General features: G+C 47.2%; 11 protein-coding genes and 1 other RNA gene. 9 read left to right on the forward strand and 3 right to left on the reverse strand.

Annotated elements, in window-relative coordinates:
• The first annotated feature begins 4 nt into the window (after positions 1-4).
• Genes SSED_RS07275 through SSED_RS07285 form a run of 3 tightly spaced genes read left to right on the forward strand, consistent with a single transcriptional unit; the run spans position 5 to position 3,708 of the window.
• Positions 5-2,377, forward strand: coding sequence for a DMSO/selenate family reductase complex A subunit (locus SSED_RS07275; protein WP_012141751.1), 2,373 nt, complete (start codon positions 5-7; stop codon positions 2,375-2,377).
• Positions 2,378-2,400: 23 nt separating this feature from the next.
• Positions 2,401-3,018: a DMSO/selenate family reductase complex B subunit gene (locus SSED_RS07280; protein ID WP_012141752.1), complete on the forward strand. Its 618-nt coding sequence runs from the start codon at positions 2,401-2,403 to the stop codon at positions 3,016-3,018.
• Positions 3,019-3,045: 27 nt separating this feature from the next.
• Positions 3,046-3,708, forward strand: a complete 663-nt coding sequence (locus tag SSED_RS07285; protein WP_223295954.1) for a TorD/DmsD family molecular chaperone — start codon at positions 3,046-3,048, stop codon at positions 3,706-3,708.
• Between the two features lie 296 nt (positions 3,709-4,004).
• On the opposite strand, the gene ssrA is transcribed toward SSED_RS07285, so the two are convergent.
• Positions 4,005-4,359, reverse strand: a transfer-messenger RNA (tmRNA) gene (ssrA, locus tag SSED_RS23945).
• A gap of 109 nt (positions 4,360-4,468) precedes the next feature.
• Complete coding sequence (gene smpB, locus SSED_RS07290; protein WP_012141754.1) at positions 4,469-4,963, reverse strand: SsrA-binding protein SmpB; 495 nt, start codon at positions 4,961-4,963, stop codon at positions 4,469-4,471.
• A 224-nt stretch (positions 4,964-5,187) separates the two neighbouring features.
• Here smpB and SSED_RS07295 point away from each other — a divergent pair, with 224 nt between their 5' ends.
• Positions 5,188-5,619, forward strand: coding sequence for an SRPBCC family protein (locus tag SSED_RS07295; RefSeq protein ID WP_012141755.1), 432 nt, complete (start codon positions 5,188-5,190; stop codon positions 5,617-5,619).
• 349 nt (positions 5,620-5,968) lie between these two features.
• Entirely contained in the window at positions 5,969-6,301 is a 333-nt protein-coding gene (locus tag SSED_RS07300) for an RnfH family protein (protein WP_012141756.1), read from the forward strand.
• Positions 6,302-6,410: 109 nt separating this feature from the next.
• Here SSED_RS07300 and SSED_RS07305 read toward each other — a convergent pair whose 3' ends face one another.
• Positions 6,411-6,926 carry an outer membrane protein assembly factor BamE gene (locus SSED_RS07305; protein WP_012141757.1) on the reverse strand — a complete coding sequence of 172 codons (516 nt, stop codon included), beginning with the start codon at positions 6,924-6,926 and terminating at the stop codon, positions 6,411-6,413.
• Between the two features lie 437 nt (positions 6,927-7,363).
• Between SSED_RS07305 and SSED_RS07310 the strand changes: the two genes are divergently transcribed.
• The 4 genes from SSED_RS07310 (at position 7,364) to aceB (ending at position 13,022) form a co-directional block, all read left to right on the forward strand.
• Positions 7,364-8,194, forward strand: coding sequence for an SAM-dependent methyltransferase (locus tag SSED_RS07310; protein ID WP_012141758.1), 831 nt, complete (start codon positions 7,364-7,366; stop codon positions 8,192-8,194).
• A 206-nt stretch (positions 8,195-8,400) separates the two neighbouring features.
• A complete protein-coding gene (locus SSED_RS07315) occupies positions 8,401-8,619 on the forward strand; it encodes a hypothetical protein (protein ID WP_012141759.1) in 219 nt (72 codons plus the stop codon).
• A 10-nt stretch (positions 8,620-8,629) separates the two neighbouring features.
• Positions 8,630-10,456, forward strand: a complete 1,827-nt coding sequence (locus SSED_RS07320; RefSeq protein ID WP_150104317.1) for a tetratricopeptide repeat-containing diguanylate cyclase — start codon at positions 8,630-8,632, stop codon at positions 10,454-10,456.
• A gap of 847 nt (positions 10,457-11,303) precedes the next feature.
• The gene (gene aceB / locus SSED_RS07325) at positions 11,304-13,022 is read left to right on the forward strand and encodes a malate synthase A (RefSeq protein ID WP_012141761.1); all 1,719 of its coding nucleotides are present in this window, start codon (positions 11,304-11,306) and stop codon (positions 13,020-13,022) included.
• Positions 13,023-13,120: the final 98 nt, after the last annotated feature.

Raw genomic sequence — 13,120 nt, forward strand, 5'->3', positions numbered from 1 at the left:
ACTCATGCAAAGACGTGATTTTTTAAAACTCAGTGCCGCTGCAGGTGCGGTCTCCTGTGTGACTGCCTGTGGCAGCAAAAAGACAGAAACCGTTATTCCAGAGGTTCCGGTAGCCGAAAAAATCAATTGGAGTTCCTGCACCTGTAACTGTGGCCACAGTTGTCCGCTTAAGGTTGTCACTCGAGATGGCAAAATTGCCCGAATCGAGTCTGATGATCTGGGGGATGACAGTTGGGAGAGCCATCAGTCCCGAGCTTGTGCCAAAGGACGCTCAACCAAGAAAAAAGTCTACGCCGCAGATCGCCTAAAGGTGCCGATGAAGCGTGTAGGTAAGCGCGGAGAGGGGAATTTCAGGGAGATCAGCTGGGAAGAAGCCTTTGACACCATTGCCGCTCAATTAAGGCGAGTTATTGATACCTATGGTAATGAGTCCGTTTACTGTCAATACGCTTCCGGGCGCTTGTACTCCTTTTTCTCCGGTGGTCACTGGGCTTATGGCGGACTCTGGGGAGCTAAGCTGCTGAACATTTTGGGTGGTTACCTGGGTCAATATAACACCTATAGCAGCGGACAGGCATCGAACGCGGGTCAGTACACCTTCGGTGGTCGTCCGGCAAGTGGCTATGCGGAGCTGAGAAACAGCGATCTATACCTGAGTTTTGGTCATAACCCGGCCGAGACTGAGATGAGCGGCGCCGGCGGCAGCTATGCCCTTAGCGTGGTCGCTAAAGGCGTAGAAACTTATGTCGTTGACCCGCGTTACTCAGATACGGCTGTGAGCAGCCAGTGTCATTGGCTTGCCATACGCCCCGGCACCGATGGCGCACTTTGTGAAGCATTAGCGTACGAGATAATTACTCAAGGTGCCGCCGATGAAGCCTTCCTGGCCAAGTATTGTGTCGGTTACGATCAATCGACTCTGCCGGCCAGCGCGGCCGCAAACAGCGACTATAAGTCTCATATCCTTGGCCAGGGGCCGGATGGGGTGGTTAAAACCCCTGAGTACGCTGCAGCCATTACCGGTATCTGTGCCGAAGAGATCCGTCTGCTGGCCACTAAGCTGATTGCTGCCAAGGCGCCGTTTATCTCTCAAGGGCTCGGTGTACAGCGCCATGCGTGTGGAGAGCAGGCGGTTCGCTCCATTCTGATGTTGCCACTCTTGCTGGGTAAAGTGGGCCAGTCCGGAACCAATACCGGTTTTCAGCCTGCTAGAAACGTCTACCCATTGGCCTTCTCTCCAACCGGGGCTAACCCGGTTACCGCCAAGATCCCCTGCTTCCTGTGGACTGATGCCGTTGTTCGGGGCGAGGAGATGACCGCCACCACAGATGGTATTCGTGGTGCAGAGAAGCTGTCGGCAAACATCAAATTTATCTGGAACTATGCGGGTAATGCCCTGATTAACCAGCATTCAGATGTCAACAAAACTCATGAAATCCTTCAGGATGAGTCTCTGTGTGAGTTTATTCTGGTGCACGATGTTCAGATGACGCCCAGTGCCAAATATGCAGATATCCTATTGCCCGATCTGACCGACGCGGAGGGAACCGATATCAGTGCCAACTCGGCGACCGAAGCCGGCGTGCTTACCGCCATGACCTCGTCAGTCAATACCCCGTTCAGTGCTAAAGGTTGCTTCGAGGTGTGCCTGGAAATTGCAAAACGCCTGGGCGTTGAGCAGGAGTATGCCGAGGGTAAGAATTATCAACAATGGCTGGAGTCACTTTACAACGAGGTAGCAGTCAAGAAAGGCTACCCAAATTATGATGAGTTGGTGAAGATGGGGATCTACCGGGTCAAAGACACCAAGCCCGTCATAGGTCTCAAATCCTATATTGATGATCCTGTTGCTAGCCCCCTGAGTACCCCGAGCGGAAAGATAGAGGTCTATTCTGAAACCCTGGATACCATGTCAAAAACATGGACGCTCAATGAAGGGGATGAGATCCCGGCCATTCCTAAATACATCAAGACCTGGGAGGGATTTGAGGATCTTGAGACGAAGAAGCAATACCCACTGCAGTTGATCGGTCACCATGCCAAGGGGCGTACTCATTCCAGTTTCCACAGTAACCCCTGGATGCGTGAAGCCGTCGAAGATGCCGTATGGATGAACCCTAAAGATGCAGCAGCACGGGGAATTTCCCAGGGAGATGAAGTACTGGTGACTTCGCTGCGCGGTAAGCTCAAGGTTCGTGCGCGAGTGACGCCAAGAATAATGCCAGGGGTCACCTCTTTGCCACAGGGAGCCTGGACGAAGAAACAAGGTGATGTCGATGTCGGCGGTTGCGTGAATGCACTGACCTCACAACGCCCCACAGCTATCGGTAAATGTAACCCTCAACACACTAACCTGGTTGAAATCAGCCTGTATTGATTTGCAAAATTGGAGAAGAAGAAATGACTGATAAAATTCAATACGGCTTTTTTGTCGACACCACCAAGTGTACCGGCTGCAAAACCTGCCAGGTGGCATGTAAAGACCGCAGTGATCTGTCTTTGGGAGTAAAGTGGCGCCGCGTGTATGAATATGGTGGTGGCAGCTGGACCGAAAATGAGGATGGTACCTTTAATAACAATGTGTTTGCTCACTACACCTCAATCTCGTGTAACCACTGCTCTCATCCTGTGTGCGTCAAAGCATGCCCTACCGGTGCTTGCCATAAGCGCAAGAGCGATGGGCTGGTGCATATCGAAGCCAGTCTCTGCGTAGGCTGTCAAAGCTGTTCACGTGCTTGTCCCTATGATGCACCTCAATTCGACAGCGAGCGTGGCGTGATGACCAAATGTGATGGTTGCTACGACCGTCTGGAGCAAGGGTTAAACCCTACCTGTGTCGATTCGTGCCCCCTGCGGGCTCTGGAGTTTGGGCCAATCGATGAGCTGCGCAACAAGCATGGTGATAATGCCGATATTCAGCCTCTTCCGAGTTCTGACATCACCTCGCCAAACCTGATCATTAAGGTTAATCGCAATGCTCAGCCGGGCGGAGAGATACTGAATGAGTTTGAGGTTTAAGAAAATCAGCTAGTGTAAAGCGCCGCAGTGCAAAGATTGGTTGCGGCCATTATCGGGTTATTCAAGTATATGAAGCAGATTAACAATCAGGATATGTATGTCGCCGCACTGAGGGTATTACATAATCAATTTTACCATAGCCCCACTTCGGCTCGTCTCAAGGAGTTGGAGCAAAGTGGCCTGCTGGATACCTGGCCGACACTTGGATCCGCCAGAGTGTTGAATCAAGCCATAATCGAGATAAGCCATTCCCTGCAACGGGATGAACTTAAAGAGGTAGAGATGGATTACTACCGTCTGTTTGTCGGTCCGGGCCCGGTGTTGGCCTACCCCTGGGGCTCTGTGTATACCGAACGGGAGAACCTGGTGTGTGGTGAGAGTACCTGGGCGTTTCAGAAGTTTTGCCGGGCGCATGGTGTGGATCTACAACCGGAACAAACTGGGCCGACGGATCACTTCGGATTGATGCTGGCGATTCTGGCAGCACTGCTTGAACAGGGTAATGATCAGGGGATAAACGAATTGCTGCAACAACATCTGATGCCCTGGGCACCGAGAATGCTGGAGCTTGTCTGTCAACACGCCGCAACGGATCACTACAGGGGCTTTGCCAAACTGACAGCGCAGCTGCTCGATTGTTTGGTCAATGAACGGGCACTATTGATATCGCAGAAAGTGTTGTACTTCTGAGAAGACTACTCTAAGGCAAGCCAATTTCGCAATAGCCTGCAGCTTGGGGTTGTGTTAGTTCCTCACTCTACACTGGGTCTATTTTATTGGCTGTTTGATATGCATGACCAGCAAAATTTGTAAGTGTGTCAGTGACAGACGGATAAAAGAAAGGGGTGAGGGTGAATATCGGGCTCGGATTTCTTTCATCAATACAATTGGTGTCTAGTCCTAAAATAGGGAGGTTTACAGGGGCTCAAACACAAATTGTAGGTATAAAAAAAGGGCCATCATTTCTGATAGCCCTTCCTTAGAATTGGTGGAGGCGGCGGGGCTCGAACCCGCGTCCAAAAAGCCTACATCCAAGGCGCTACATGCTTAGTCTCTCTTTTGGTTAACCTTGCAAGCTCCGAAAGACAGGATATTACAAGGCGAGTTCAGTACTGTTTCGCGGTTCACCCCTGAACGTGGTTCCCTCGCTATCAAATGTAAGATGACCATCTATAAACCAAACCCATTTGAGAAGTTTCGGCAAGATGGCTAGCTAGCCTAAGCTGCTAGAGAGTAGTTAGAGTCGTTTGCAACTATAACAGTGCGGCTTTTTACGAGGCCAACCGCCCCTCGGCATGCTCCCAGGGTTTCGAGAATCTTGTCGAATCCAAAATCGCCCCCAAGTACAATGTGATTGTAACGCGTCATATCTCGTTTACCAAGGATAAAAACTGCATTTACAACCGATTGTTCGATATACGTACGTTCTAACGTTCGTACGGTATTGAAATTACTGTTGAACCGCCTTTTTCATGGTTCGAGCCTTTTCAATCTGCCACTCTCTGTCTTTGGTATCGTCACGCTTATCGTGCTCTTTCTTACCTTTACCAAGACCGATCTCAATTTTTACCCATGCGCCTTTTTGCCAATACATAGAGATTGGTACGATAGAGTAACCCTTACGATCGACGAGTCCCTGCAACTTATCTAGCTCTTTACGTTTAAGTAGCAGCTTACGCGAACGCATTGGATCACAGACAACATGTGTGGATGCGGTATTCAATGGGGCTATGGTACATCCGAAAAGAAAGGCTTCGCCATCTCTCATAAATACATAGCTTTCAGACAAGTTAACCTTGCCCATACGAATAGACTTCACTTCCCATCCCATCAGGGATAGACCTGCTTCCATCTTCTCTTCGAACTTATAGTCGAATGTCGCACGTTTATTACGCGCAATAGATGCGGAGGAGTTTTTTGATTTTTTTGCGTTTTTCTTAGCCATAGGCTGGCTATTATACTCGGCGACAGAGTTTTTGGAATTGCTCCCACCAATTTATTCGATGATTTTTAGTAATTACCGTGGGTTTGGTTGGTTTTTGTACATGTTATACCGTTAACTTAGCCTTTTTACCTGTCTGGTTGGAAATATGCGTTTTCTGAGGTTCGTGTTAAAATCCCATCAATAGAAATTACAAACAGCCACTGTTATCAGGTCAAAGAGTTAAAATGCCACAGATATCCCGCAGCGTGTTAGTGCGCTTTAGTGCAATGCAGATGTATGAAATTGTTAATGATGTCGAATCTTACAAAGAGTTCCTACCCGGCTGCGTCGGTGGCAAGGTGTTGGAATTCGATGGTGAAACCATGTTGGCTTCCGTCGACGTCTCGAAGGCGGGGATCAGCAAAACCTTTACGACCAGAAATCAAATTATCCCAGGGAAAAGCATTCAATTAGTGCTCGAAAATGGTCCCTTTAATCACCTGGTCGGTGAGTGGCGCTTTACTGAACTGACAGAAGATGCGTGTAAAATTGACTTTGAGTTGAACTTTGAGTTTTCCAGCACTCTGGTGGATATGGCCTTCGGTAAAATTTTCAAAGAGTTGATGGCTTCGATGGTGACAGCTTTTACCGGTAGAGCCAAAGTTATATACAGATAGTTATTTACAGGCAGCTTTTTACTGATAGTAATACCAATCGGTATAAAGGTGTGGTCACTCAGCGAGAGTTTAGCGCTTGTGAGGCAAGGCAACGAGTGAGGGACATAGTTATTCTACGTTTAAGCTCGCTAACGCCGTATCGCAAGTGCTAAAACTCGCCTTTCAGGAGTTTTTTTGGCAGCCTACTTCGGTGTTGAATGAGTTCAAAAGGGATCACCATTCCCTCACTCTTTCGCCTTGAATTATGCAGCCAAAAATAACTCTGAGTTGACCACTTTCTTATACCGATTGGTATAATAAGCCTCGGAATCCTCGTTCAGCATCCTGCGATTTTTAAGAGATAAGATTGATGAATATAGATCAAGAAAATTTTGAGGTAGAGGTTATCTATGCCTTGCCAACACAACAAAAACGTATTCAGATCAAGGTAGCACCGGGTACGACCTGTATCGAAGCGGTTAAACAGAGCGAAATCGATATTTTCTTTCCCGAGATAGATCTCGAAAACGTTAAGCTAGGCATTTTCAGCCGTTTAGTGAAACATCACGAGGTGTTAGTGCCGGGACAAAGGGTTGAGATATATCGTCCACTTATTGCCGATCCTAAAGATGTGCGCCGTAAAAGAGCCGAAAAGGCTAAAGATGAGGGACGGATAAATAAGAAGACTGGCGGAAAGGTGTAACTAACGTTTTAATTATAGATTCAACTATTAGCTTCAACTATTAGCTTCAAGAGTAAGAATCTAGATCCTAGGTTATGAAACCTAGGATCTTGCTGGCAATTACCAGAGACTATTCAAATTTCTTCTTAGCCTGTGCTTCCGGCTCAACCTCTTCAATCAAAGGCTTGCTATCCGGGCGTTGCTCAGGGATCAAAGGCTCAGTACCTTCTTCGAGATCGGCTCCGACTCCAGTCATAGGGGCATCGGGTAGACGGCTCTGATCCAGTGGGGTATTAAAGTCTTCAGCTAACTCATAATCACCCTCGACCTTCGTCAGCATCTCACCTTCAAAATGTATGATCAGCTCTTTATGTGTGATGCTGGCATCACGTCCACTCTTGTAATGGTATACATAGTACCAAGTGTCATCGGAGAAGCTGTCACGAAGCACCGGACGTCCGAGAATGTATTCAACTTGCTCTTTGGTCATCTCAATACGCAGTTTTTCAACCTGTTGAGTTTCCATGTAGTTGCCTTGCGGAATATCTGGCTTATAGATCAACCAGTCAAAAACGCTACAGGCACTGAGCGATAACGAGAGCGCAGCTGCGCCCAAAAGGGTAAGACTTTGCTTTTTAATTGTCATTGAATACGCTACTTCCTAAAAATCTGCTGGCCATCATACCCAAGCACTCCCTATGCTGACAAGGGCTATCGATACTCAGGTTCAATGAAAAGTCATTTGTTTTAAATGGATCGATTATCGCCAGCCCCTCTATGGCATCAACATGGCGTTCAAACGGACGTTAAGTTCAATCATGTAGCTTCGACCTTCAGAGTTGATTTTTGTTCCTTGAACTCTGTGAGACGGCTATTTGGCGTCAATATTGAATATTCCAGCACTAAATGCTTGAACTTGAGTAATATCAGAGGAATATGTTTCAAATTATTTTATGACTAATAACCACTTGCAAAGTGTTAAGAAAGTTATGAGAATGTGGTTAATGCCTGAAAAATATGCACAAGTACCCGAGTTATAAGAAAAAATATTTATAATAAACCCGCCTCGATGGGATGAATAGGATGACACCAGTGCCAATGGATAAGAAGCAAGAGGTCGCAAGAGGGACATTAGTGTGTGTCGGCACAGGTCTTAATCTGGCAGGCCAGATAAGCGTTCTGAGTAAAAGTTATATCGAAAATGCCGATGTGGTGTTCTCCTTGGTTCCCGATGGGTTTGCGCAGCACTGGCTGGGAACACTCAACGGTGATGTGCGCAGCCTACAACCCTATTATGCTCAAGGCGATGAGGTTAAGAACCGACGCGATACCTATGCTCAGATGGTTCAGGCCATATTGATTGAGGTTCGTCTGGGTAAAAAAGTGGTATGTGCCCTCTATGGTCACCCCGGGGTGTTTGCCTGCGTCTCTCACTTTGCGATAGCTCAGGCGAGAGAGGAGGGCTACAGCGCTAAGATGGAGCCGGGGATCTCCGCCGAGGCCTGTTTATGGGCCGACTTAGGTATCGATCCCGGTAACTCGGGCCATCAGAGCTTCGAGGCGAGCCAGTTTATGTTTTACAGGCATTCCCCCGATCCGACGACACATCTGCTACTTTGGCAGATTGGGATCGCGGGAGAACATACCCTGACAAAATTCAGTACCTCATCGGATCGCCTGCAGATACTGGTCGAGCAGCTGAGTGAGTGGTATCCACTTGAGCATGAGGTAGTGATCTATGAAGCCCCGAACCTGCCGGTGCAGAGCCCGCGTATCGATAGACTCCCTTTGAAAGAACTGCCTTTTGCCGAGTTAACCCCTATCAGCACGCTATTGATCCCGCCGAGTCGAGAGCTGGAATTCAACAGTGAGATCTTGGCTAAACTGGGGATCTCGGAAGCCGATTTAGGGTAAAAAAAATGCACCTTTGAGTTTAAGCTTCTAAGCTAAGAGCTGGTAACCCGATGCTCAATGAGCAATGACTAATGATTAACAACAAAGCCTATTAGGGCAAACCGGTTTACCGATTTACTGATAAAAAGAAACAACCAATATGTGCGCTAGCAAGATGCACTTTAAGTACGCTTTGAGATGGTACGTTTATAAAAAGGAGAGTATAGATGTCAAATTTTAATGATTTTTTCGAAAAGTTGGGTACCGATTCCGATCTGATGGATGCCTATAAACAAGATCCTGAAGGTGTGATGAAGGCCAACGGCCTAACGGATGAAGAGATCAATACCGTCATGTCAGGGGATAGCAAGAAGATAAAATCACTGTCGGGGGAGAGCGTAGAAGCTAAAACCTATATGATTATTAGTAGTCCTAAGAATAAATAGAGCTGACTCATTGTCTAATTTTGTAAGGTTTTTAGTCGCCTTTATAATCATCACAGCCTTTTCACCGGCTGTGATGGCTATAGACAATGTCTACGAAGAGCGGCTCGATGAACTCGAGCTCGCGCTTAAATCTAACCCATCACTAGCCTTATCTCTTATCGATGATCTGGTATCCGAACAAGCTGAACTCACCTCTGAGCAGTACTCCAGATTGCTGGTCTTGCAGAGTGTTCAACACCTGTATGGCGCTAGGTTCGCTGAGGCCATTACAACATTAAAGCAGGCCGAGAGGTTAAACCCGCCCAAAAAATTACTCAACTCTATCTATCTCTATCAGGCGAGTGCCTATCTGGGTCAACATGATTATCAGCAGGCCCTGGATGTGATGTCGACAAACCTCTCCAGGATTGAGGAGATAGAAGATACCGAAATAAAAATCAGCTCCTATCTGAGATTAGTGAACCTCTATTTAGATCTACAAGCCTACGGTGAGATGTCCCGGTATGCGGGGCTTGCGTTGAAGCTTAGTAAAGGTAACAGCGCCAAGAACGAGTGTTACTCTCTGCTTTACTTAGCGGTTGCCGAGTTGAAAACACAAAACCTGGAGATGGCAGAAAGCCGTTTTAAAAACAGCCGCGACTTTTGCCAGCTAAACAATTTGCCTGTCATCGTCGCCATGTCTAAAAAGGGCTTGGGCGATGTGGCAATAAAACAGGGAAACTATGCGCTTGCGGAAAATTATCTGCTTCAGGCTTTAGAGGAGTATCGTCTTTTTAAGTTTCAGATTGAAATTGACAGTGTTCACTCTCTTCTCAGTGAGACCTACCTGGGCTTGCTGCAAACCGAAAAGGCGCAAGAGTATGCCGGGTTAGTGATGGCGTTATCCGATGAGCCTATCAACCTCAGTTACAAGAAGATTGCGTCTAAGGTGCTGGCCGAGCTTGCCAGTAAGCGTGGTGAGCATGCGCTGGCTTATCAATATCTGAGCCAACATCAGAATATCACCAATACCCATCTCGATGACACCAAAGCCAAAGCGAACGCTTACCAGATGGCCAAGTTTGAAAACGGTGAGAAAAGCCGTGAAATAAACATGCTTAACCATGAACGTGAGCTATATACCGCACGGGAGCAGATGAGAGCGTTAAAGCGGAATAACGACCGTATGGGGCTGTTAATTGTGGGTGGTAGCTTCGTACTGCTGGCCATGTTTGCCATTGCAATAACCGGTCAGAAACGTAAATACAAGAAGCTTGCTCAAAACGATCCTCTAACCGGCATCTTAAACCGTGGTACGGCGCAGAATATGGCGGAAAACCGTTATATTAAAGATACGTTTAAGTCACTCGAGTTCAGTGTGATCATGTTCGATGTGGACCACTTTAAACGTGTTAACGATAATTTTGGTCATGCTACCGGCGACTGGGTATTGAAACATGTCTGTGAAACCATCTTAAAAAATTGTCGCTCGAATGATATTTTTACCCGATTCGGCGGTGAAGAGTTTGTGCTGTTTCTCCCCGGTACAGATGCAGAAACTGCGCAGAAGATCGCCGAGCAACATAGGCTTGCTATCGAAGCCATGGACACTAAGTATTCCGGTCGTGATTTTACCCTCAGCGGCAGTTTTGGCGTGACGTCGAGTTCGAGTGCTGACTTGAGCCTGGATCCTTTACTGCACAGAGCCGATATCGCCATGAATTATTCTAAAGGGAATGGACTGAATCGCGTTACCGTATACACCCCCGAGATTGGACTGTCCCGTGCCCCCGCTTTTATTGTGAAGTCGGATGAAAGCCCGAGTGAGTTTGCCGAGAGAACTCAGGTTGAAGTTTAGGCTATTGGCTAAGAGGTACGGGCTAAAAGCTACGGACTAGCCGGGAGCTATGACAACTACAGGGCAAAACATCGCGGCTAAAGCCGCCCCTACAGTGGTAGCGGATCGTGTATCTGTATTGGGGGCGGTTAAAGACGCTCCTACATCACCAACTAGATCCGTGGGCAGCTAGCGTGTAACCTCTTCATGCCTGTCGCTCTATAACCATCATCACTCGAAATGCCATTTTTTTTCGTTTTTTTTCATTTAAACCAATGTTTATTCGTATGTTGATCGACAAACACGCACCGAATATTTCATTCCCCTTAATCGCCTGCTGGTATCGTTAACGTAAACGTAACATTGAAACGGTCGTATGAATTCGAACGGTTTTCGTGATTCTATAATTACTTGAAATTAAAGTGTTTATTTAATTAACCTTAAGGTTAATTAAAAACGGCAACTAGAGTTTACTTTCATCTTGTTTGATGAATTGGCTGTAAGTTTATTTTTACGCTCTCTTCTTATGTTTCGTAATTAAAAAACATGCTTAAGCACTGGTTCATTTGTCTGACAAATTCTAAATTCGGTTTTTTACTGGGTCATAAAAGCTACCCGATCGCTCTAGGTTGTTGTAATTTGGGGTTTTCTGTGATTGGTCATACCATTTTCACTCTTTCTGTTTCTTACTTTTTACTCTTCGAGTCTCTCATTCCGAACTGTTGCAAATACAACTTTTTATGAGTAACTTTTGTTCAAATGAATTATTTAAGCATCTGCAATTTATATTTGAACCAGATGTTTACTGACATATTGAAGCAAGGTGCCTAATTAGCTATTTGGCCTTATATCATAGGGGGAGAGAGGGATGACACACGAAGTAACCGACAACAGACAGAATGATTCAACGCTTGCATCATCGGCATTTGAACATCAGATGTTCAAAGAGAGCACTGCCACCCGCACCTCTGAGACAGAGATGGATATAAGAGATAGGCTTACCATTAAAGGGGGGCATGTCGAGGGGCAAGAGCAGGTTTTTACCGAGGGGGCCATGAGTCTGCTCGAATTGCTGTGTAAACAGTTTGCCTCGCAAGTGCCACAGCTTCTTTCAAACCGAGTGAAAAAGCAGGCGTTAATCGATGCCGGTGAATTGCCAAACTTTCTGCCACAGACCCGCGCGATAAGAGATGGTGATTGGCAGATCCGTGGGATCCCACAAGATTTAACCGACAGGCGTGTCGAGATCACCGGACCTGTCGAGCGCAAGATGATCATCAATGCCTTGAATGCCAATGTGAAGGTATTTATGGCCGATTTTGAGGATTCATTGGCGCCGAGTTGGAATAAGGTGGTTGAGGGGCAGATTAACCTGCGTGATGCGGTGCGCGGTGAAATTGAATACACCTCGCCAGAGACAGGCAAGCATTATCGACTCAATGATTCCCCTGCGGTATTGATCTGTCGCGTTCGTGGTTTGCACTTGCTCGAAAAGCATGTGGAGTTTGACGCGTCGAGTATCCCTGCATCCCTGTTCGATTTTGCCCTCTATTTTTACAATAACTATCGACAACTTTTGACAAAAGGCAGTGGCCCCTATTTTTATCTCCCCAAATTAGAGAGTCATGAGGAAGCCCGCTGGTGGGCCAAGGTGTTTGCCTTCGTCGAAGATCGTTTCTGCCTGCAGCCAGGCACGATTAAGTGTACCTGCCTGATTGAGACGCTGCCCGCAGTGTTCGAGATGGAGGAGATCCTCTATGAGCTGAGATCGAACATAGTGGCGCTTAATTGCGGCCGCTGGGACTACATTTTCAGCTATATCAAAACATTAAAGAATCATCCGGATCGTATTCTGCCCGACAGGCAAGCCGTGACCATGGATAAGTCATTTTTAAGCGCTTATTCACGGTTATTGGTTAAGACCTGCCATAAGCGCGGCGCTTTGGCCATGGGGGGAATGGCTGCATTTATTCCTGCCAAAGAGAGCGAAATGAATCGAGAGGTGCTTGAAAAGGTACGCAGAGATAAAGAGCTCGAGGCGAGAAATGGACACGACGGCACTTGGGTGGCACATCCGGGCTTAGCCGATACCGCCATGGGGATCTTCAATGAGTATATAGGTGAGGATCACGTTAACCAGTTACATATCACTCGTGATGTGGATGCGCCCATTCACGCCAGAGATCTGCTGTTGCCCTGTGAGGGAGAGCGCTCCGAGGCCGGGATGCGGGTCAATATCCGCATCGCATTGCAATATATCGAGTCCTGGATAAATGGCAATGGATGTGTCCCTATCTATGGCCTGATGGAAGATGCGGCCACCGCCGAGATATCACGAACTTCAATCTGGCAGTGGATAAAACACGAGCAGAAACTCTCTAATGGGGCTTTGGTGACTAACGTCCTGTTCAAGGAGATGTTAGTGGAGGAGCTGGCTAACGTGAAGCTTGAGGTGGGTGCGGAGCGGTTCACCCATGGCAGCTTTACTCAGGCGGCAGTCCTGCTCGAGAAGATCACCACCTCCGATGAGCTTGTCGATTTCCTGACTCTACCGGGATATGAAATGTTAACCGGCCAATTCGGCTAAGCCACCCTTGATTGAGCCCGAGCGATTCGGGCTCAACACTTATTACCTAACGTATCGCCGAATTTAAGGCCGACAGGCTTATGGTAAAACTTATCGCG

This window comes from Shewanella sediminis HAW-EB3 (assembly GCF_000018025.1).
Classification (GTDB): domain Bacteria; phylum Pseudomonadota; class Gammaproteobacteria; order Enterobacterales; family Shewanellaceae; genus Shewanella; species Shewanella sediminis.